This window comes from Acidovorax sp. SUPP3434, assembly GCF_030159015.1.
Taxonomy (GTDB): Bacteria; Pseudomonadota; Gammaproteobacteria; order Burkholderiales; family Burkholderiaceae_C; genus Paracidovorax.
In genome coordinates this window covers 550848-570981 of the sequence record NZ_BQXL01000001.1, presented here as the reverse complement: position 1 = coordinate 570981, position 20134 = coordinate 550848, and the positions used below count along the sequence as shown (strand labels likewise).

Genomic DNA, 20134 nt, shown 5'->3' with positions numbered 1-20134 from the left:
TGACTTCGCCTGAGGCCGTCAGGGCTTGATGACCGTCGTGGTTTCCGTGCTGCGAATGGGTTCGCCCACCACATTCACCGGACGGGCATCGGGATTGCGCAGCATTTCCTTGGCGGCAGCCATATCGGCCTGGTAACGGGCCCGGGCCTGCGACTCGCACGACTTGCGTGCGCCGGCTTCACCCGCACGGCATTCTTCCAAAGCCACCTTCAAACCACCGCCCGCCTCGCGGATCGCGGTCTGATAGCGTTGCGCGGGCGTGGTGTCCGGCCGTGCACCGCGCTCCAGCGATGCCTGATCGCTCTGGGCAAGGGCTGTCGAGGGCAGCATGGCACCCCCGGTGGCCGCGGCCAGCGCCAGCACGGTGGCGGACAAGACAGTGCGAGGGGATCGGATGGGCATGGCTTTCCTTTCTTTTCTTGTGGGAGAGCCATGACCTTATCCAGCCGGGAATTCGCCGAACGCGGGATTCACGCGCGTCGGCTTGTCGGCCGGCTCCCACAGCCGGCGTCTCAGGCTCTGCCGCACCGGCTTGCCGAGAATGCACTGTCTTGGTGCGCACCGCCCTCATCCGGTTCTTCCTGAAAACCCCCATTCCGGGCCGGCGGCACAGTGCGCCTCGTCCGACATGGCGCCTTGCGGGCCGCCGGGTAGATTCGCCCTATCTCAACCAGAAAGTGCCTGCCCATGTTCTCCGTCCTCGGTGTTCTTGTCGTCGGTCTCGTGGTGGGCCTGCTCGCCCGCGCTCTCAAGCCGGGGGATGACAAGCTCGGCTGGATCATGACGGCGCTGCTCGGCGTAGCCGGGTCGTTCCTGGCCACCTACATCGGGCTCGCCATGGGCTGGTACCAGGAGGGCGAGCCGGCCGGCTGGATCGCCTCCATCCTGGGCGCGATGCTGCTGCTGGTGGTGTACGGCTTCTTCAAGAGCAAGAGCTGAAAGGCGGCCGCCCCGTGGCGAAACGTGTTCCCAGCGCCTCGGCCCTGGCCGGCAATGACCCCGATCTGCTGGCGGCCGTGCAACGCAGCCGGCGCCTGCTGCACCGGCGCGCGCTGATGGCCGCCGCCGCGGGCACCGTGCCCATTCCGGGCCTGGATTGGGCGGTGGACGCGGCCTTGCTGTCCCGACTGGTGCCTCAGATCAATGCGGAGTTCGGCCTGACGCCAGAGCAGATCGACCGGCTCACGCCCCACAAGCGCGAGCAGGTGCAGAAAGCGGTCGGCCTCGTCGGGTCGGCCTTGATCGGCAAGTTCGTCACCCGCGAGCTGGTGATCCGGGCCACCCAGGCCGTGGGCATGCGCCTCACGGCCAAGCAGGCGGCCAAATATGTGCCGCTGGCCGGCCAGGCCGTGGCGGCCGTGCTGGGCTACACCACGCTGCGCCTGCTCGGCGAGCAGCACCTGCGCGATTGCGTGGAAGTCGCCAAGGCGGCCCAACTCACCCTGCCGGCGCCAGGAGCCGATTCGAAGCGCTGAATCCGCCACCCGGCGGCCCCCGCATGCGAACGCGGCCGCTCGCCGGCACAATGGCCGCCCATGTCGCCGCGCCCCTCCGCTGACTCCCCTCGCGCCAAGCGCCCTTCCGTTGCCTCGGATGCGCGGGAGCACGCCATCGGCGCCTGGGTCTCCGCGCTGCAGCGCCGGGCCGATGCCGCCACGCTGGCGCGGCTGCCCACCCTGTCCGATGCCGAGGCCGCGCAGGTCATGGCGCGCATGCGCGGCGATGCGCCCCGCGCCGCCGCCCCGTCCGCCCCGCCGGGCCCGGCGGACGGCACCCTCGCCACGCCGGGCCGATTCCAGCCGCGCATCACGCTGCAGACGCTGGGCCGTGGCGACGGCCTGCTGGGCCTGCGGCCCCATGGGCTGATCGGCCCGCGCGGCGACCAGGTCACGCTGGCCCGCATCGACTGGACCTACCGCACACCGGATGGCGCCGCCTGGGAAACGCCCGCCCCCACCTCGGTGCTCAACAGCCGCCCGCCGGCCGTGCAGGAGCTGTACGACACCGGCGGCCCCGTGCTGCGCTTGCAGCGCGATGGGGCGGCCGAGGCGGACGCCATCGACCTCGTGCGCGCCCTGGGCCTGCTGCCGGTGCCCGAAACGGCCTTGCAGTGGCGCGACCGTGCGGGTGCTCCCGTGCTGGGCCCTGTCTGGACGCTGCCGCAGGAGGCGGCCTTCGGCGACTTCTGGGCCGAGCAGGTGCCGCGCCTGCAGGCCCACGGCTGGGCAGTGTCGGTGCTGCCCGGCTTCGCGCACGAGAGCGTTCCCGTGCAGCGCTGGACGCTGCGCCTGGACCCCGACACCGGCGAGCTGCTGGGCAAGGACCTCGCCGGCCCGCTCGGCCCGCGCGAACGCCCGGTGCAAAAGCTGCATCTGCCCGAACGCGAAGGGGCCTGGCTGCTGAGCCTGGGCATCGAGGTGGACGGAGAGACGCTGGACTTGGCGCCCCTGCTGGCCGATCTGCTCCGGCGCGAGCCGCGCTGGCTGAACGCCGCACAGATGGCCGCCATCGACGACCACGCCACCGTCTCGCTCCGCGCGCCCGGCGGGCGGCGAATCGATGCGCCGGCGGCGCCGCTCAAGGCCATCGTCGGCGCGATGGTGGACCTCCTCACCGATCCGCTGCGCAACGCCGGCCGGCAGCGCCAGGACGGCGACCCGCTGCGCCTGGGCCCCTGGGAGATGCGGCGCATCGAGGCCCTGCGCGCCGGCCTGGTGCAAGCGCACCGCGTGGGCACGGTCAGCGGCTGGGACAACGGTTGGCAGCTGCAGGGCGATGCCGGCCTGGCCCACCTGGCGCGGCGGCTGAAGGCCATCGGCACGCCCGCGCCCGTGGCCGCGCCGGCCGGGCTGCAGGTGCCGTTGCGGCCGTACCAGCTCGACGGGCTCGCATGGCTGCAATACCTGCGCGCCCAAGGGCTGGGCGGCATCCTGGCCGACGACATGGGCCTGGGGAAAACGGCGCAGGCGCTGGCCCATGTCCTCACCGAAAAGGAAGCGGGCCGGCTGGCGCACCCTGCGCTGGTGGTGCTGCCCACCTCGCTCGTCTTCAACTGGCAGGCGGAGGCGCAGCGCATGGCACCGGGCCTGCGCGTGCTCAGCCTGCACGGCGCGGACCGGCGCGAGCGCTTTGCCCGCATCGGCCAGCACGACCTGGTGCTGACAACCTACCCGCTGGTGTGGCGCGACATCGACGCGCTGGCCGCGCAGCCGTGGCACCTGCTGATCCTGGACGAGGCGCAGATGGTCAAGAACGCCGGCAGCCGCAGCGCCCGCGCCCTGCGGCGCCTGAACGCTCCGCATCTGCTTTGCCTGACCGGCACGCCGCTGGAGAACCACCTGGGCGAGCTGTGGGCGCAGTTCGACTTCCTCATGCCCGGCTTTCTGGGCGATGCGCGCAGCTTCTCCCAGCGCTGGCGCAAGCCCATCGAGGAGAACGGCGAAACCCTGCGGGCCGAGGTGCTGGCCCGGCGCGTGCGCCCGTTCATCCTGCGCCGCCGCAAGCAGGACGTGGCCACCGAACTGCCGCCGCGCACCGACGTCGTGCTGCGGCTGCCGCTGCAGGGCCGCCAACGCGAGCTGTACGAGGCGGTGCGTGCCGCCGCCGACAAGCAAGTGCGCCGCGTGCTGCAGCGCCAGAGCTTCGACGGCGCGCAGATCACCCTGCTGGATGCGCTGCTCAAGCTGCGGCAGGTGTGCTGCGATCCGCGCCTGGTCAAGGGCAGCGAGGCCGCCCGGGCGCAGCCCGCCACCATGGAACGCGCCAAGCTCGAATGGCTGGCCGACGCGCTGCCCGCCCTGGTCGCGCAAGGGCGCCGCGTGCTGGTGTTTTCGCAGTTCACCGAGATGCTCGCCCTGGTGGCCGAAACGCTGGAGGCGCTCGCCCTGCCCTTCCTCGCGCTGACCGGAGACACCCCGCCCCGCGCGCGCGGCGCCGTGGTGCGGCGCTTCCAGGACCGCGGCGATACAGGCGCGCCGCCCGTCCTGCTGGCCAGCCTCAAGGCCGGCGGCGTGGGCCTGAACCTGAGCGCCGCCGACACGGTGATCCACCTGGACCCCTGGTGGAACCCCGCCGTGGAGGAGCAGGCCACCGCCCGTGCCCACCGCATCGGGCAGGACCAGCCGGTGTTCGTCTACAAGATCGTGGTGGAAGGCAGCATCGAGGAACGCATGCTGGAACTGCAGGCCCGCAAGCAGGCGCTGGCGCAGGGGGTGCTTGGGCACGACGCCGCGGGTGCGGCCAAGTTCTGCGAGGCGGACCTGAACGCCCTGCTCGCCCCCTTGTCGGAACCCCAGGACAACCCGCTGGCCATCCCGGCGCACGATGCGATCCGGTGGGGTGGCACGGGACCGGCGCGCATGCGGTGAATTCGCGAATAAGGGTGTTTTTGGCCCCATGCCCTAGTGAATCATGCCCTCATTGCTATTAAATAAATAGCAAAAACCCTCTGGCGGCAGGAAGGGCTCGATCCTTGCGCCGCATCCCGCCAGAATGGCGCCATGACGACGACCCCGCCCCCCGAACCCCGCTACTGGCTCATGAAATCCGAGCCGCAGGAATGCTCCATCGACGATGCCCTGGCCGCCCCGGATGCCACCGTGCCCTGGACCGGCGTGCGCAACTACCAGGCGCGCAACTTCATGCGCGACGGCATGCAGGTGGGCGACGGCGTGCTGTTCTATCACTCCAGTTGTCCAGAGCCGGGCATTGCCGGCCTGGCGCGCGTGGCCTCCGCCACCCGCCCGGACCCGACGCAGTTCGATCCCGAATCGCCCTACCACGACCCCAAATCCAGCCCGGACCAACCGCGGTGGCTGCTGCTGGATGTGCAGGCGCTGCGCAAGACCCGCCTGCTGTCCTTGGCCGAATTGCGCGCCCGGCCGGAACTGGCCGGCCTGCAGGTGCTGCAAAAAGGCAGCCGCCTGTCCATCACACCAGTCGATGCGGCGGACTGGAAGCGGGTCGTCGACGTGCTAGACGCGGCGGCGCCCGCTTGAGCCACGCCCTGCGAGGGCCCAGCGGTGCAGCCCCGCCACTGGCGCAGCGCCTGGTGCCGGTGCCTATCATGGCCTGCCCTCCACTCCCCTTTCGCGGCGGCACCAGCGCCCCGCGTCCGCCATGCGCAACATGCTCGACTTCAGTTCCTGGCACACCCTGCTCACCACCGCGTTGGGGCTGCTGCTGGCCTCGCTGCTCATGGTGGGCATCCGGCTCGTGTTCATGCAGACCGTCCAGCGCCGTCAGCAACGCGAAAACCGGCAGATCAACGAGCGGCTCAAGACCCTGATCGCCGCCTACAAGACCTTGGGCGGCTCGTTCACCGGGCAGTTGCAGGTGAGCCCGACGCACATGCGCGACCTGCGCCGGCCGGCTGGCAGCCCAACGTCATCGCTGGCTCCTGCGGAAGGCGATCCGGCCACCGGAGAAGGGGCGCTGGCACCGCTGACCAGCACCGAGCGCCAACGCCGCGTGCGCGATGCGGTCGAGGCCGCGCTGTCCGACGTGATCCTGCTGGGCACCGAAGAGCAGGTGCAGCTTGCCGCCCAGGCCGCGCAGGACATGGTGGCCGGCCGCAGCATCGAAACGGCTCAGCTGGTGGTGTCGCTGCGGCAGTTCATTCGGGCGGCGCTGGACCTGGAGCCGATTGCGGAGCATGTGCCGATTCCCGTGCAGGGGCCGCTGCGGCCCGGTGGAAGCGGTGGCGCGGGCACCCGGCGCGCCAATGCCGATGGCGGTGCGCGAAGCAGTGGAGGCGGCACCGACGGTGATATGGGGGCCGGAGGGAGCGGGGGCGGGATGGGAATGGCGACCCACACGCCCGGTGGTGACCCGGCCGACAATGAAGGACCCGCCACGCCGACCACCAGCAGGCGCTGAGGGACACGGACGCGGCGCCCCCCTTGCTTGCTCGTCCGCCCGGCACGCGAGATCCGCCTCAGTCGCTATCGCGCAGGTGTTTCGCGAGGAACGCCGAAATCCGCGCCTCGTAGGCCGGCGGATCGAACGCATGCAGATCGACATGCGCCGCACCATCGACCACCCACAACGCCTTCGGGTCGTCGGCCGCCGCGTAGATGCGCCGGGTTTCCGCCAGGGGGGTGTGGCGGTCTTCCGATCCGGCCGCGATCAGCAGCGGCACGTGCAGCGACGGCAGGTCGGCGATGGGCCGCAGCTGATCCGCGGAAACGCCCAGCCGCACGGGAAGCTGCCACAGCAGCAGCGGCGTGAGCCACCGGCCCGCAGGCCCCAGGTACATCGCCAGGCGGTCGGAGACCGCGTCTTCGATCGTGGGGAACATCGACTCCAGCACGACGGCCTCCAGGGACACGTCAGGGAGGGACAGCACGAGCGACGCCGCCCCGAGCGATGCGCCGATCACACCGATCTTCTCGTCGGGCAACGCGTCGGACAGGTAGTCCAGGGCCGCCGCCACGCCTTGCGATTCGTTCCAGCCGAAAGTCACCCGGTCCCCGGCGCTCTCGCCATGGGCGGGCAGATCGATGAGCAGCACCGAATAGCCAAGGCGATGGAGAAACCGGGCCCGGCCCAGCATCTGCCGCCGGTCCGCGCCGATGCCATGCAAAAGCAGCACCGCCCCGGCCCCGGCATCGCCACGGACCAGCCAGCCCGCAAGGGACTGGCCCGTGACGGTATCGAACCGCACCGGGCTCGCGGGCAGATCGCCCGGAGCCGCGCCCACGGGCCGGTGGTGCGGCTGGCTCAGGACTTCGCCCGCACCGAGCAAAACCGCGAGGCACAAAAAGGCGGCAGCGAGTGCCGCGAGGATTCTTCGACGTTGCATGGGCAGCGATGCTAGCGGCCCACGGGGTCACCGCCACCACCACAGCAGGCCAACGCAGGGCGCTGCCGCCACGCCCAGGCCCAGCCAGGCCCGCGCCGCGCTGCGGGCACAGAACACCCACAGCGCGATGGCCGCGTACACCGCGAAGCTGAGCAACGTCGCCAGCAGCACGCCATCCGCTCGGCTCCCTCCCCACAGGCGCGGCGCGGCCAGCGCCAGCACGGCGGCGAGCAGGGACGCCACGGCGTACCCCCCCGCGCACGCGGCCAGCACCCGGCTGGCAACGCCGAGCCGGCCGGTCGAACGCGTTGCTGGCCGAAGGGGGCGGCTCATCCCTGCACCCCGCCGCGCGGCGCAGGGCGCCGGGGGGCGCCCGGCATCGCCTTGCGCGCGCCGTGCCAGCCTTGCCCGGTGCGGTACGCGGCCCACGCCAGCGCCGCGCCGAAGGCCAGCGCGGCGAGCTCCACGCCGGCGCGCTGCCCATCGCCCGCCAGGGCGTAGCGGCCCAGGTGCTGGCCGGTGGTCCAGGCGTTCAGCGCGGGCAGCGCCACGCACAGCGCCGCCGCCGCGCCCAGTTGCTCCATCCAGGCCCGGCGCGGCGGGCGCAGCGCGGCGTGCAGCAGCGTGGCCAGCCAGACCGCCAGGAAGGCCCGGATCTCCCACAGCGCGCGGCCGGGCAGTTCGGCGGGCAGCAGGCGGTTGGCATGGAGGTAGCCGATGCAGGCCACCCCGATGCCTGCCACGGCCGCGACGTTCAGGGTCTCGACGGCGCGGTAGACGCCAGCCGTGGCACGGCCGAACTCGTTGCCGCAGGCGCGGCGCCGCTTCACGCTGAACAGCACGGTGCCGGTGGCCACCATCACGGTGCCGAGCAGACCGCTGGCGAAGTACAGCCACTTCATCGGCCAGCCACCGAAGCGGGCGAAGTGCAGCGACTCCATCACGGCGTGCACCTGCTCCGAAGCGAAGGCGACGTCGGGGTCCGGCCGGCGCACCTGCAGCACGGTGCCGCTCACGCCGTCGAACACCGCGGTGGCCACCGGGTTCAGCAAGGCGCGGCGCTGGCCTGCGCCCAGCTCGGCTTCGCGGGGGCCGAGCACGCGCACCGTGGCATTCGCATCGCCCGGTGCCTCGATCACCACCATGCGCGGTGGCTGGCCCGTCAGGTCGCGGGCCCTTTGCAGCAGCGGTGCCAGATCGTGCAAGGCCGCGGGCCGGCCCGTGCGGGGGCGGCGCAGCGCTTCGCCCTCGCCGTGGTGCAACTCGGCCTGGAACCGGGCATAGGCCGTCTCGCCGCTGCCGTAGGCCGCCTGCAGGGGCCAGGGCATGTACGAGGTGTAGAAGATCGCCAGCCCGGTGTAGACGATCATGAACAGGAAGGGCAGCGTCAGCACGGCGGTGGCGTTGTGGGCGTCCATCCACGAGCGCTGGCCCTTGCCCGGCCGGAACGTGAAGAAATCCTGAAAGATGCGCCGGTGCACGACCACGCCGGACACCAGCGCCACCAGCATGGCCATCGACACCCAGCCGACCACCCAGAAGCCGAGCGCGTTCCATTGCAGCATGTAGTGAAATGACATGAAGTGGCGCCCGCCTTCGGTCGCCCGCCCCCAGGGCAAGGGCAGCACGGCGCCGGTCACCGGGTGCAGCGCGGCCATCTGGTTGGCGCGGCCATTGCGCCACGCCAGCAGCAGGGCATCGCCCGGGGCCTGGGGCAGCTCGATGCGCCAAAAGCGCGCGCCGGGTGCCTGCGCGGCCAGGTGCCGCACGGCCTGGGCCAGCGCGTGCGGCACGGCCTCCTGTGTGCCGGCCGCGGCGTCCGCCAGCACGGGCCGGGCCTCCATCCAGCGGGTGATCGGCTCCCGGAACACGCTGAGCGTGCCCGTGAGGAAGATGGCGCACAGCAGCCATCCGCAGACAAGGCCGCACCAGGTGTGCAGCCACGACATGGACTGGCGGAAGTTGCCGTTGCCTTTCATGCGGGCCGCATCCCTGGCCATTCGCTGCGCGATCGACTGCGCACGGTCAGAAGGCGCCGCGCAGGGTCAGCATCACGTTGCGGGGGTCGCCGTAGTAGCTGCCGTTGACCAGCGCGGTGACCGAGCTGTAGTAGCGCTTGTCGAAGACGTTGTTCACGTTCAGCGCCGCGGTCCAGTGGCGGCTGATCTGGTACTTGACCAGCGCATTCCACACCGCCCGCCCGCCGTTGGTGGCGCGCACTGCGCCGATCTGGCGGTAGCTGCCGCTTTGCGCATTGACGCCGCCCCCGAGGGTGATGGCGTTCAGCTCGCCCGGCAGCTGGTAGGTGCTCCACAGGCGAAACAGGTGCTTGGGCGTGTAGCTGTTGAAGGACAGGCCCTGGCTGCTCACGTCCTTGAGGTACTTGGTCTGGTTGAAGGTGTAGCCGGCGAACAGGTTCCAGTGGCGCGCGACCTCGCCGCTCACCTCGGCATCCAGGCCCTGGCTGCGCACCTCGCCCGTGTCGGTGTAGCAGTAGTAGTCGCTGCGGCAGGTGGGGCTGGTGCTGAAGTCTTCCTGCGCGCGGTTCTTCTGGTCCACGCGGAACAGGGCGAACGAGGCATTCGCCTTGCCGTCCATCAGCTCGCCTTTGAGGCCCGCTTCGTAATTGGCGCCCACCATGGGCTTGAGCAACTGGCCCGCCTCGTTCAGCTCGGACTGCGGCTTGAAGATGTCGGCATAGCTCACGTAGGCGGACCATTGCGGGTTGAGCGCGTAGATCAGCCCGGCATAGGGGTTGACCTTGGCGTTCTCGCGGCTGTGGGTGGCCGAGGTGGACGGCGCCGCCCCGGTGGTGACGGTGTCCCAGTCGGTGCGGAACCAGCTGACGCGCGCGCCGACCACCAGCTTGAGCGGGTCGGTCAGCTGCAGGCGCACCGCGTTGTAGAAGCCCAGTTGCCGGGCCTTGCCCTGCCGCGCCTCGCGGGTGCCGGTGTAGATCTCGGCGTCCGTGGGCTCGCGGAAGTCGGGGTGGTAGCTGTTCAGGCCGAAGATGTTGTAGTTGGTCCGAAAGCCGTAGACGGTGTCGTTCGTGGTGTGCGTGTAGTTGACCCCGCTCACCAGTTCGTGCCGCCGGCCGAAGGCGTCGAATTTTCCGGTCAGGTTCGCGTCGATGCCCGAGGTCTCGATGTCGGCGATGGACCGGGCCACGATGTTGGCGCTCTGCATCAGCGCCGGGTTGACCGCCCGGTTGACCCCGGCGTACTTCAGGTCGTGCTCTTCCTTGAGGTGCATCGCCGTGAACTGCAGCTTCCAGTCGTCGTTGAACTGGTGCGCCGCATCGAAGTACAGCCCGCGGTTGGACGACTCCTGCCGGTTCCAGGTGGCACCCAGGTAGGTCGAGCGGGGCAGGTTCAGGTCGCCGCCGGTGGCGTAGCGCGGCAGGCCGTTCATGGAGGGACGGCCCCGCGTTTCTTCGGAGCTGGCCCCGAAGTTGATGCGCGTGGCGGCCGAGACGTCGTATTCCAGCGTGCCGTACACGGTCGGGCTGCGGCGGTTCACGTAGTCCATGAACGAGTGGTGGTCTTCGTAGTCGATCAGCGCGCGGCCGCGCAGCGTGCCCTCTTCGTTCAGGACGCGGCTGGTGTCCAGCTGCGCGCCGTAGCGGTCCCACGAGCCCACGCGGGCCTCCACCGTGGTGGCGTTGGTGCCGAGAGGACGCTTGCGCACCAGGTTGACCGCCCCGCCGGGGCTGCCTTCGCCCTGCAGCAGGCCGGCAGCGCCGCGCAGGACCTCGGCCCGGTCGATGATCGCCATGCTGGACGAATAGTTGCTCGCCCGCCCGTACATGCCGCGGTTGAGTGGCACCCCGTCGTACTGCACCGTGGTCAGGTCGTAGCCGCGCGAATAGATGTATTTGCCGCCCTGCGGGCTTTGCGCCAGCGTGATGCCGGTGGTGCTGGCGAGCGCGTCGTAGACCGAGGTGATGTTCTGCTCGTCCATCAGCTGGCGCGTGACGACGCTGATCGACTGGGGAATGTCCTTGAGCGCCTGGGCCCCCTTGCCCACCGTGACGGCGCGCGTGGTGTACGAGCCCGTGTGCTCGGTCGCCACCGGGCGCTCGGCCTGGGCCGATACCGTCACGGGCGCGAGCGTGGCCGTGCCCGCGCCTTGCGGCACGCGGCGCACGACCACCGAGGTGCCTTCGATCTCCGCGAACAGCCCGCTGCCCGCCAGCAGGCGGTTGAGGGCCTCGCGGGCGGTGAGGCGCCCTTGCACGGCCGGCGCCACCTTGCCCTCCACCAGCGCGGGCTGCACCATCAACTCCAGGCGCGCCTGCCGCGCCAGTGCATCCAGGGCCTGGGCCAGAGGCTGGGCCGCGATGCGGATGTCCACCGGCACGGATGCCGCAGCCTGCGCACCGGCCCCCGGCTGGGCATGGGTGGGCAAGGCGCCCAGCGCCAGGGCGGCCGCCACGGCCAACGGGGCAGGATGGAAACGAAAACGGGACATGCGAACGATCTCCGGAAGGTTGGGAATAAGAAGCCTTCTCAGGTAGACGCATGGCTTGGCAAAACCCCAACCTGGGTTTTGCGCTTTTTTTCGAAAGGCGATTCAGTGGCTTGTGCCCTTGGGGTCGGGCCGCACGTGCGCACGCCTGGTAAAAGACCGGCTTAGTGCGCCGCGACGATTTCGGTGTGCGGCGCCTCGCCCTGCAGGCGCACCGGCAGCACCTTGGGCAGCGCCTGCCGGAAGTTGTCCAGGCGGCGCGGGTCGAAGGTGCCGGTCATGCGCAGTTCGCCCACGGCCGCATCGCGCACCACGAGGCCCGTCGGCCCGTAGCGCTCGAACTCCGCCAGAGCCTGCGCCAGCGGCACATCGTCGAAGGTGATGCGCCCGTCGCGCCAGGGGGCGACGCCGGCCGTCGCCACCGGGCCGACCGGCGCCATGCGGCCCTCGGCATCGGCCGCCACCTGCTGCCCGGCGGTGAGCACCATCGCGGCCGTACCAGGCTGCCCGGGTGGGCTCACGGCGCCGCCGACCGCCGCCACGCGCACCCGTCCCTCCTCCACGGCCACGCGCACGCCGTTGTCGCCGGGCACGCTGGCGGTGTGGCGCACGGAAAACCGCGTGCCCACCACCGTCACCTTCACGGCGCCGGCGAGGACCTCGAACGGCCGGGCCGCATCGCCCTGCACCTGGAACACGGCTTGCCCCTCGGGCAGGCGCACCTCGCGCCGCTGGCGGTACAGCGCCACCTCCACCCGCGTGGCGGTATCGAGCCGCAGGCGGCTGCCGTCGGGAAGCTGCACGTCCAGCTGCTGGCCGCGTTCCGTCGAGAAGTTCTGCACGAAAACCGGCTGCTGCTGCCAATGGTCCCAAGCCAGGTAGCTGCCGCCCCCGGCCATCAGCACCACCACCGCCGCCACGGCGGCCTGCGGCACCAGGGCCGACCAACCCTGCAGCCACGCCCTGCGCCCGGTGGGCGCCGGCGCGGGCTTGCGGTCCGCCTGGGCCTGCTCGGCCGCCAGTTGCCGACGCAGTTGCGCCACGCCGGCCGCAGGCAGTTGGTCCAGCCGTTGCCAGTCGGCCTGCCAGCGGGCGAATGCCGCCTGCCGGCTGGGGTGCCCGGCCAGCCAGGCCTGGAATTCGGCGTTTTGCTCTACGCCCCGTTCCCGGTCCAGGCGGGCGAACCACGCCAGCGCCTCGGTATCGAGGTCGCTGGACGAGGGGGCCGCGCGGTGGGGATCGGTCATGGACATTTCAAAAGGGTACCTGGCAGTAGACGCACGGCGCGGTGCCATCCCAACCTTGCGGACCCAGGAATGGGGAGCGCGTCATCGCGGGCTTTCTGTTGGTGTGGGCTGTGCCGATGTGCGGGGCGTGCCCCCCAGCCGGTCCTGACAGTCGCGGCAGGCCTGCATGCCCCGCTGGATGTGGCGCTCCACCATCGTCACCGAGATGCCCATGCGGCGCGCGATGTCCGCCTGGGCAAGGCCATCGAACTTGTGCAGGATGAACGCCTCGCGGCAGCGCAGCGGCAGTTCGCCGATGGCAGCCAGCAAAGCGTTCACGGTCTGGGAGGACATGGCCGCCACCTCGGGCTCGCAGGCCCGTGGGCCGGCCAAGGCCTGAGCGGCCTGCTCGAAGCCATCGTCGCCGTCCAGCGGGGCATGCTGGCCGCGCACCGCGTCGCGGCGGTGCTGGTCGATGACGAGGTTGCGCGCCGTGCGGTACAGAAACGCCCGGGGCTCCGCGATGGGCTCGCCCGACCGCTGCACGGCCAGCACCCGCGCATAGCTTTCCTGCGCCAGGTCGGCCGCCATCTCGCGATCCTGGACGGACCCCTGCAGAAACCTCAGCAACTCTCGGTAATAGCGCGCGAACACGGAAATCTGAACCAGGGAATGGGCCATGCCCATCGACATGGCCAGACCCCGCGAACGCAGGATCGATGGCGCAAAAGGCAAGTGAAGGCCGCAGTATAGGAGATGCAGTGAATGAGATTCACTTCGAACTGCATGCGCCATGTTCGCCGATGCGCTCATCGGCCCGTGCCATGGTGCGCGGCTACCCACGGCCCGCCGTGTCCCCGGCCGGGTACGGGGTGAAGCGGCTTTCGTTCTCGCTCACATCCAGCGGCCGGCCCAAGAATGGAAAGGCCCGTTGCGGACAGCCGATGCGTTCGCACACCTTGCAGCCCATTCCGATGGGCGTGGCGATCTCGGGATCGTCCAGGTCCATGCCGCGCGAATAGACCAGCCGGGGCGCATGGCGGATGTCGCAACCCAGGGCCACCGCGAAGGTCTTGCTCGGAGCGCCGAAGCCGCCTTGGCCCGTGGAGACCGTCCGGGCGATCCAGAGGTAGCTACGCCCGTCCGGCATGCGCGCCAGTTGCGGCAGGATCTTGCCGGGCTGCGAAAACGCCTCGTACACGTTCCACAGCGGACAGGTGCCACCCGTCTTGGAGAAATGGAAATGGGTGGCGGACTGGCGCTTGGAGATGTTGCCGGCCCGGTCCACGCGGATGAAGAAGAACGGCACGCCCGGCGCACCGGGCCGCTGCAGCGTGCTGAGCCGGTGGCAGATGGTTTCGAAGCCCACCCCGAAGCGCCGCGCCAGGCGGTCAATGTCGTAGCGCGTGGTTTCGGCGGCCTGCAGAAACACGGCGTAGGGCAGCAGCAAGGCCCCTGCGAAGTAGTTGGCCAGGCCGATGCGCGCGAGTGCGCGCGCCTGCGGGTCGTGCCGGAATTCCGGCAGGTCCACCAGCGCATCGAGCAGCGTTGAATGCGCCAGCAGCGCCCACTGCGTGCCCAACTGGAACGCGAGCTGGCCGGGGTCGAGCGACGGGGACAGCCGCAGCACCTTGCTGCCCGGGTCGTAGCTGCGCAGGTGCGTGCCCATGTCGTCCTGCGAGGGCACGGTGCGCACGCCGTGCTGCTGTTGCAGGCGCCGCGCCAGCCAGTCGGACAGCAGACCGCCCTCGGCCTGCGCTTCGGCGGCCAACTGCTCGGCGGCGCGGTCGATGGAGTCCAGGTAGTTCTGGTGCGAAAGGAAGAAGTCACGCACGCGCTCGAAGGCCATGGGCTGCGCGGGTGCAAGGGGGGCATGGCCGGTGTCCGGCCCTTCTCCCCGGCCGTCGCCCAGGCGCACGGCGAGTGCCTCCAGCCGCTGCGTCGCTTCGAGGTGGCGCCGGTGCAGCGCCAGCAGCGCGCGGCCCACGGCCGGCATCTGCGAGGCGATCTCCCGAAGCTCCGGCAGCGCGACCGACTCGCCCCCGGGGTTGTCCGCCAGCGCCTCCTGCAGGCCCGCCACCATGCGCGCCTCTTCGTCTTCGGAGAACTGCTGCACGTCCACCCCGAGCGTGCGGCTGACCTTGAGCAACACGGCCACGGTGAGCGGCCGCTGATTCTGCTCCAGCTGGTTCAGGTAGCTGGGCGACAGGCCCAGCGCCTGCGCCATGGCGATCTGCGACAGGCCACGCTCGGCGCGCAGCTTGCGCAGGCGCACCCCCATGAAGGTTTTCTTCATCGTGTCGCCCGCCACCCAGAAGAAAAATTTGCAGAATTTGCAAATCGGCTGTTTTTCATTCGCAAAGCTTCGCCTTTTCAGTGCTTTATCAATGCCTTCATTGTGCGTAGATTGCGAAGCATGACAACCCCCAGCGGCCCCCTCTTCGCGTTCCAGGACATCGTCTTTCCCAGCCAGGCGAACCACCGCGGCACGTTGTTCGCAGGCCATGCCCTGCAATCCATGGCCAAAGCGGCGTTCCTCGTGGGACGCAGCGTCGCCCAGCAGGATGCGGTGATGGCCGGCGTGACCGGCATCGACTTCGTGTCGCCCGTGCCGGTGGGCCATGTGCTCACGCTGCAGGCCCGCGTGAGCCGGGTGGGCCGCAGTTCGATGACCGTCTGCGTGACCGGCCTGGCGCAGGCCCTGGGTGGGCCGCAGCAGGAGGTGCTTCGGGGCGTGTTCGAAATGGTGGCGGTGGACGCCGCCGGACGCCCCGCACCCATCCCCCGCTCCGATGCCGCATTGCCCAACGATCCCCTCCCCTTTGCAAAGGAAATCGCATGACCCTCGCGACCCCCACCGCGCCCCCGGGCGCCCGCGTCAAGAAATCCGTGGCGCTGTCCGGCGTCACGGCCGGCAACACGGCGCTGTGCTCCGTCGGGCGCACCGGCAACGACCTGCACTACCGCGGCTACGACATCCTCGACATCGCCGAGGTCTGCGAGTTCGAGGAAATCGCCCACCTGCTGGTGCACGGAAAACTGCCGACCACCGCGGAGCTGCGCGCCTACAAGGCCCGGCTCCGGGCGATGCGCGGGGTGCCGGCCAGCGTCAAGTCGGCGCTGGAGCAGATCCCCGCGCATGCCCACCCGATGGACGTGATGCGCACCGGCGTGTCGGCGCTCGGCTGTACCCTGCCCGAAAAGGACGAGCACCCCACGGCCGGCGCGCGCGACATCGCCGACCGGCTGCTGGCATCGCTCGGCTCGATGCTGCTGTACTGGTACCACTGGTCCACCCAGGGCCGGCGCATCGACGTCGAAACCGATGACGACTCCATCGGCGCGCACTTCCTGCACCTGCTGCATGGCCGAAAGCCGCCGGCGAGCTGGGAGCGCGCCATGCACACCTCGCTCAACCTGTATGCCGAGCACGAGTTCAATGCCTCCACCTTCACCGCGCGCGTCATCGCCGGCACCGGCAGCGACCTGTATTCGTCGATCTCGGGCGCCATCGGCGCGCTGCGCGGCCCCAAGCACGGCGGCGCCAACGAGGTGGCCTTCGAGATCCAGAAGCGCTACGACAACCCCGACGAGGCCGAGGCCGACATCCGCCGCCGCGTCGAGGCCAAGGAGGTGGTGATCGGTTTCGGGCACCCGGTCTACACCGTGAGCGATCCGCGCAACGCGGTCATCAAGGGCGTGGCCAAAACCCTGTCGCAGGAGGCGGGATCGACCCGCATGTTCGACATCGCCGAACGGCTGGAGGCCGTGATGCGCGAGGCCAAGAACATGTTCCCCAACCTGGACTGGTTCAGCGCCGTGAGCTACCACATGATGGGCGTGCCCACGGCCATGTTCACGCCCCTGTTCGTCATCGCCCGCACCAGCGGCTGGGCCGCGCACGTGATCGAGCAGCGCATCGACAACAAGATCATCCGGCCCAGCGCGAACTACACGGGGCCGGAAGACCAGGCCTTCGTCGCCTTGGCCGACCGCACCTGAAGCCGCATCGGCGCATTCCATCCTTCTTTGTTCAACACCACTCGACACCCCTGCCCCCATGTCCGCGCCCATCAGCAACATCCGCCCCGAATACGACCAGGTCATCGTCGATATCGTCGACTACGCGCTTCGCTACGAGGTGACCTCGGAACTCGCGCTCACCACCGCCCGCCACATCCTCATCGACACCCTGGGCTGCGGGTTGGAGGCGCTGGAATACCCCGCGGCGCGCAAGCTCATTGGTCCCATCGTCAAGGGCACGTCGGTACCCCACGGCGCCAAGGTTCCGGGCACCGCGTTCCAGCTCGACCCGGTGCAGGCGGCGTTCAACATCGGTGCGCTGATCCGCTGGCTCGACTTCAATGACACCTGGCTGGCCGCCGAATGGGGCCATCCGTCGGACAACCTGGGCGGCATCCTGGCCGTGGCCGACTGGCTCAGCCGCACCGCCGTGGCGGCGGGCAAGCCACCGCTGGTGATGCGCGACGTGCTCACCGCCATCGTCAAGGCCCACGAGATCCAGGGCGTGATCGCGCTGGAAAACGCTTTCAACCAGGTCGGGCTCGACCATGTGGTTCTGGTCAAGGTGGCATCGACCGCGGTCGTCTCCCAATTGCTGGGCCTGTCGCGCGATGAGACGCTGGCCGCCGTGTCGCTGGCCTGGGTCGATGGACAAAGCCTGCGCACCTACCGCCACGCGCCCAACGCAGGCAGCCGAAAGAGCTGGGCGGCGGGTGACGCCACCAGCCGTGCCGTGCGCCTGGCGCTGATCGCGCAGACCGGGGAGATGGGCTGCCCCTCGGCACTGACCGCGAAAACCTGGGGCTTCTACGACGTGTCCTTCAAGGGCCAGCCGTTCCGCTTCCAGCGCCCCTACGGCAGTTATGTGGCGGAGAACGTGCTGTTCAAGATCAGCTTTCCGGCCGAGTTCCACAGCCAGACCGCGGTCGAAGCGGCCATGGCTCTGCACCAGCAACTGCGCGGCATAGGCAAGACCGTGGACGACGTGCAGCGCATCACCATCCGCACGCACGCGGCCTGCATCCGCATCATCGACAAGCAGGGCCCGCTGAACAACGAGGCGGACCGCGACCACTGCATCCAGTACATGGTGGCGGTGCCGCTGATTTTCGGCCGGCTCACCGCAGCCGACTACGAAGCCGGCGTGGCGGCCGATCCGCGCATCGACGCGCTGCGCGCCAGGATCCATTGCGTGGAGGCCCCCCGCTACACCGCCGACTACCACGACCCGGAAAAGCGCAGCATCGCCAATGCGCTGACCGTGGTGTTCAACGACGGCAGCGCCCTGCCCGAAGTGGCGGTCGAATACCCCATCGGCCACCGGCGCCGGCGCGCCGAAGGCATTCCACTGCTGGAGGCCAAATTCCGCCGCAACCTCGCGCGCAGCTTCCCCCCGAAGCAGCAGGACGCGATCCTGGCGGTCTCGCTCGATGCGCAGACGCTGGAGGCGCTGCCGGTGCACGAATACATCGACCTCTACGTGATCTGACGCCATGGCCCACAACCCACGCAAACATCTGCGCGCACTGGTGGAGGCCCGCCGCGGCGTGCTGGTGCCGGGCGCCTTCAATGCGCTGTCGGCCCGGGTCGTCGAAGACCTGGGCTTCGAAGCGCTCTACGTCACCGGTGCCGGTGTGACCAACATGTGGTTCGGCCTGCCGGACCAGGGCTTCATGGGCCTGCACGAGATCGCCGACCACACGGCGCGCATCCGCGACGCGGTCGCCCTGCCCCTGATCGTCGATGCCGACACGGGCTTCGGCAACGCGCTCAACGTGCGGCACACCGTGCGCGTGCTGGAGCGGGCCGGCGCCGATTGCATCCAGCTCGAAGACCAGGTTGCACCCTAGCGCTGCGGGCACTTTGCCGGCAAGGAGGTGATCGCCTGCGAAGAGGCCGTCGGCAAGATCAAGGCGGCGGTGGATGCGCGCACCGATCCCGACCTGCTCATCATGGCGCGCACCGACGCGGCCGCGACGCTGGGCCTGGAGGCAGCCATCGAGCGTGCCGAGCGCTTCGCGCAAGCCGGGGCCGATCTTCTGTTCGTCGAGGCCGTCACCACGGCCGAGGACATTCGCGCGCTGCCCGGGCGCCTGGCCACGCCCCAGCTCATGAACATGGTGATCGGCGGGCGCACGCCCATCGTCGGGGCAGAGGAACTGGGCCAGTTGGGCTACGGGATCGTGCTGTATGCCAATGCAGCGCTGCAGGGCGCGGTGGCCGGCATGCAGAAGGCGCTCACCGTGCTGCGCGAGACGAAGCGCCTCGGCGAAGACCCGGCCTTGGTGGCCTCTTTTGCAGAGCGCCAGCGCCTGATGGGCAAGCCCGCATGGGATACCCTGGAGCGGCGCTATGTTTGACAGAGGCTGCTCGCGCCGGCCCGGATTGGCGAATTCGGCAAGACGTTACAGCTGAACGGTGCGGCGAGCCCTTCCGGCCGGGCTTGCCGACAGCGCCTGCCCCTCAAGCCGTCCTTGGGGATTTGGGCAGCACCATCCTGAACCGGATCACGCCATCCGCCGTCGTGGCCGTTACCTCGCCCTGGTGGGCCCTGGCGATCTCCCGCACGATGAACAGGCCCAGGCCCAAGTGTCCGGACGAGGCGCCGGCCTCGCTGGCGTTGCGCCGCAAGGGATCGAACAAGGTGTTCAGCACGTCCTGTGGAATCGGATCGGCAACGTTCTCCGTGGTGATCTCCACCGCCGTCTCCTGGCCTACGACGATCACGGCCACCGCGCTGCCCTCCGGGCTGTGCTGCGCTGCGTTCGACACCAGGTTAGAGACGGCCTGCCGCACGCGCGACCTGTCGAAGGCGCCGCGCGTATCGCCCGTGATCTGCAGCTGGATCTGCCGTTTGGGAAAGGCCTGCTGCAGCATCTCGAACTCTTCCTGGCATTCCGCGCCCAGATCGACCGCCTCGCGATTCAACTGCATGCCGACGCCCAGCGTGGCCTTGTTGTATTCGAGCAGCGAGTCGAGCAGCGCATTCAGGCGGCGGCCATTGCGCAGCAGCGCGCCGACCAGGTACATCGCCTGCCCATTGCTCTTGCTCTCGACCCGCTCCAGCAACTCTGCGGTGAGCATCATGGCGTTCAGCGGGCCGCGCAGGTCATGGCCCAGCACCCCCAGAAAAATATGCCGCCATTTCGCAATTTCTGCGGCATGGAAAGCCACTGATTCTGCGACCGCCTGGTCGATGGCCTCGTTGAAACGCACCGTGTCTTGGATGACGAACTCATTGGGCTCGCATGCCTCCGTCCACAGCCGCAGCACGCAGGAGCGGATCACGCGGTATTCGGCCACCAGTTGCTCGATGTCCAGCCCAATGCGGGCGCGCAGCGTGCCGTGGGACTGCGCAGCCGATTCTTCGGCGGGAGGCGCCGCGTGCCCCAGGGATTTGTCGATGGACTGCTCCCGGCTTTGCGGCTGCTCCAGATCCAGTGCTATGGTGTTCAGCACCAGTGGCAGATGGTTGCGCAAAACGCTGGCGGCGGAGCCCTGCAGCGCGGGAATCTGGGTTGCATAGGCAAACGACTCGGCGAGGATCTCTTCCCGAGCTTGGCGAATGAACTGCGCAAGGCGCATGGCGATACTCCGATTGGCCTTGAAGAAAAGT

17 protein-coding genes and 1 pseudogene are annotated in these 20134 nt (G+C 69.7%); 9 read left to right on the top strand and 9 right to left on the bottom strand.

The window, feature by feature from the left end:
• Window positions 1-18 precede the first annotated feature (18 nt).
• Window positions 19-402 (bottom strand): hypothetical protein, encoded by a 384-nt coding sequence (locus tag AVKW3434_RS02560; protein WP_284404101.1) that lies wholly within the window; start codon window positions 400-402, stop codon window positions 19-21.
• Window positions 403-687: 285 nt separating this feature from the next.
• On the opposite strand from AVKW3434_RS02560, the gene AVKW3434_RS02555 reads away from it, so the two are divergent.
• From AVKW3434_RS02555 to AVKW3434_RS02535, 5 genes are all read left to right on the top strand, one after another.
• Window positions 688-939, top strand: a complete 252-nt coding sequence (locus AVKW3434_RS02555; protein WP_284404099.1) for a GlsB/YeaQ/YmgE family stress response membrane protein — start codon at window positions 688-690, stop codon at window positions 937-939.
• Between the two features lie 14 nt (window positions 940-953).
• Window positions 954-1475 carry a hypothetical protein gene (locus AVKW3434_RS02550; RefSeq protein WP_284404097.1) on the top strand — a complete coding sequence of 174 codons (522 nt, stop codon included), beginning with the start codon at window positions 954-956 and terminating at the stop codon, window positions 1473-1475.
• Between the two features lie 60 nt (window positions 1476-1535).
• Entirely contained in the window at window positions 1536-4367 is a 2832-nt protein-coding gene (locus AVKW3434_RS02545) for a DEAD/DEAH box helicase (protein ID WP_284404095.1), read from the top strand.
• A 132-nt stretch (window positions 4368-4499) separates the two neighbouring features.
• On the top strand, window positions 4500-4997 hold the full coding sequence (locus AVKW3434_RS02540; protein WP_284404093.1) for an EVE domain-containing protein: 498 nt from the start codon (window positions 4500-4502) through the stop codon (window positions 4995-4997).
• A gap of 121 nt (window positions 4998-5118) precedes the next feature.
• Window positions 5119-5877, top strand: coding sequence for a hypothetical protein (locus AVKW3434_RS02535; protein WP_284404090.1), 759 nt, complete (start codon window positions 5119-5121; stop codon window positions 5875-5877).
• 58 nt (window positions 5878-5935) lie between these two features.
• Here AVKW3434_RS02535 and AVKW3434_RS02530 read toward each other — a convergent pair whose 3' ends face one another.
• The 7 genes from AVKW3434_RS02530 to AVKW3434_RS02500 all read right to left on the bottom strand — a co-directional run bounded on the left by AVKW3434_RS02530 (window position 5936) and on the right by AVKW3434_RS02500 (window position 14791).
• Entirely contained in the window at window positions 5936-6802 is an 867-nt protein-coding gene (locus tag AVKW3434_RS02530; protein WP_284404088.1) for an alpha/beta hydrolase, read from the bottom strand.
• A 27-nt stretch (window positions 6803-6829) separates the two neighbouring features.
• Window positions 6830-7135: a DUF3649 domain-containing protein gene (locus AVKW3434_RS02525; RefSeq protein WP_284404085.1), complete on the bottom strand. Its 306-nt coding sequence runs from the start codon at window positions 7133-7135 to the stop codon at window positions 6830-6832.
• Complete coding sequence (locus AVKW3434_RS02520) at window positions 7132-8781, bottom strand: PepSY-associated TM helix domain-containing protein (RefSeq protein ID WP_284404083.1); 1650 nt, start codon at window positions 8779-8781, stop codon at window positions 7132-7134. Before AVKW3434_RS02520 ends, AVKW3434_RS02525 begins: the two co-directional genes overlap by 4 nt.
• A gap of 46 nt (window positions 8782-8827) precedes the next feature.
• On the bottom strand, window positions 8828-11272 hold the full coding sequence (locus AVKW3434_RS02515; RefSeq protein WP_284404079.1) for a TonB-dependent siderophore receptor: 2445 nt from the start codon (window positions 11270-11272) through the stop codon (window positions 8828-8830).
• Between the two features lie 161 nt (window positions 11273-11433).
• Window positions 11434-12516, bottom strand: a complete 1083-nt coding sequence (locus tag AVKW3434_RS02510; protein WP_284404077.1) for a FecR family protein — start codon at window positions 12514-12516, stop codon at window positions 11434-11436.
• Window positions 12517-12597: 81 nt separating this feature from the next.
• The gene (locus tag AVKW3434_RS02505) at window positions 12598-13176 is read right to left on the bottom strand and encodes a sigma-70 family RNA polymerase sigma factor (protein WP_284404074.1); all 579 of its coding nucleotides are present in this window, start codon (window positions 13174-13176) and stop codon (window positions 12598-12600) included.
• Window positions 13177-13330: 154 nt separating this feature from the next.
• Window positions 13331-14791: a short-chain fatty acyl-CoA regulator family protein gene (locus AVKW3434_RS02500; RefSeq protein WP_284404071.1), complete on the bottom strand. Its 1461-nt coding sequence runs from the start codon at window positions 14789-14791 to the stop codon at window positions 13331-13333.
• A 120-nt stretch (window positions 14792-14911) separates the two neighbouring features.
• Between AVKW3434_RS02500 and AVKW3434_RS02495 the strand changes: the two genes are divergently transcribed.
• From AVKW3434_RS02495 to AVKW3434_RS02480, 4 genes and pseudogenes are all read left to right on the top strand, one after another.
• Window positions 14912-15337, top strand: coding sequence for an acyl-CoA thioesterase (locus tag AVKW3434_RS02495; protein ID WP_284404069.1), 426 nt, complete (start codon window positions 14912-14914; stop codon window positions 15335-15337).
• Window positions 15334-16497, top strand: coding sequence for a bifunctional 2-methylcitrate synthase/citrate synthase (gene prpC, locus AVKW3434_RS02490; protein ID WP_284404066.1), 1164 nt, complete (start codon window positions 15334-15336; stop codon window positions 16495-16497). Before AVKW3434_RS02495 ends, prpC begins: the two co-directional genes overlap by 4 nt.
• 58 nt (window positions 16498-16555) lie before the next feature.
• A complete protein-coding gene (locus AVKW3434_RS02485) occupies window positions 16556-18007 on the top strand; it encodes a bifunctional 2-methylcitrate dehydratase/aconitate hydratase (RefSeq protein ID WP_284404062.1) in 1452 nt (483 codons plus the stop codon).
• Window positions 18008-18011: 4 nt separating this feature from the next.
• Window positions 18012-18878: pseudogene (locus tag AVKW3434_RS02480) on the top strand (isocitrate lyase/PEP mutase family protein).
• A gap of 103 nt (window positions 18879-18981) precedes the next feature.
• On the opposite strand, the gene AVKW3434_RS02475 reads toward AVKW3434_RS02480, so the two are convergent.
• Window positions 18982-20103: a sensor histidine kinase gene (locus tag AVKW3434_RS02475; protein ID WP_284404060.1), complete on the bottom strand. Its 1122-nt coding sequence runs from the start codon at window positions 20101-20103 to the stop codon at window positions 18982-18984.
• Between the last annotated feature and the right edge of the window lie 31 nt (window positions 20104-20134).

Bases quoted from the DNA above. Each gene is read 5' to 3' on its own strand.
- AVKW3434_RS02500 (WP_284404071.1), bottom strand. From the start codon at position 14,791: ATGAAGAAAACCTTCATGGGGGTGCGCCTGCGCAAGCTGCGCGCCGAG.
- AVKW3434_RS02530 (WP_284404088.1), bottom strand. From the start codon at position 6,802: ATGCAACGTCGAAGAATCCTCGCGGCACTCGCTGCCGCCTTTTTGTGC.
- prpC (WP_284404066.1), top strand. From the start codon at position 15,334: ATGACCCTCGCGACCCCCACCGCGCCCCCGGGCGCCCGCGTCAAGAAA.
- AVKW3434_RS02485 (WP_284404062.1), top strand. From the start codon at position 16,556: ATGTCCGCGCCCATCAGCAACATCCGCCCCGAATACGACCAGGTCATC.
- AVKW3434_RS02520 (WP_284404083.1), bottom strand. From the start codon at position 8,781: ATGAAAGGCAACGGCAACTTCCGCCAGTCCATGTCGTGGCTGCACACC.
- AVKW3434_RS02545 (WP_284404095.1), top strand. From the start codon at position 1,536: ATGTCGCCGCGCCCCTCCGCTGACTCCCCTCGCGCCAAGCGCCCTTCC.
- AVKW3434_RS02510 (WP_284404077.1), bottom strand. From the start codon at position 12,516: ATGACCGATCCCCACCGCGCGGCCCCCTCGTCCAGCGACCTCGATACC.
- AVKW3434_RS02555 (WP_284404099.1), top strand. From the start codon at position 688: ATGTTCTCCGTCCTCGGTGTTCTTGTCGTCGGTCTCGTGGTGGGCCTG.
- AVKW3434_RS02560 (WP_284404101.1), bottom strand. From the start codon at position 402: ATGCCCATCCGATCCCCTCGCACTGTCTTGTCCGCCACCGTGCTGGCG.
- AVKW3434_RS02525 (WP_284404085.1), bottom strand. From the start codon at position 7,135: ATGAGCCGCCCCCTTCGGCCAGCAACGCGTTCGACCGGCCGGCTCGGC.
- AVKW3434_RS02475 (WP_284404060.1), bottom strand. From the start codon at position 20,103: ATGCGCCTTGCGCAGTTCATTCGCCAAGCTCGGGAAGAGATCCTCGCC.
- AVKW3434_RS02515 (WP_284404079.1), bottom strand. From the start codon at position 11,272: ATGTCCCGTTTTCGTTTCCATCCTGCCCCGTTGGCCGTGGCGGCCGCC.
- AVKW3434_RS02505 (WP_284404074.1), bottom strand. From the start codon at position 13,176: ATGGCCCATTCCCTGGTTCAGATTTCCGTGTTCGCGCGCTATTACCGA.
- AVKW3434_RS02495 (WP_284404069.1), top strand. From the start codon at position 14,912: ATGACAACCCCCAGCGGCCCCCTCTTCGCGTTCCAGGACATCGTCTTT.
- AVKW3434_RS02540 (WP_284404093.1), top strand. From the start codon at position 4,500: ATGACGACGACCCCGCCCCCCGAACCCCGCTACTGGCTCATGAAATCC.
- AVKW3434_RS02535 (WP_284404090.1), top strand. From the start codon at position 5,119: ATGCGCAACATGCTCGACTTCAGTTCCTGGCACACCCTGCTCACCACC.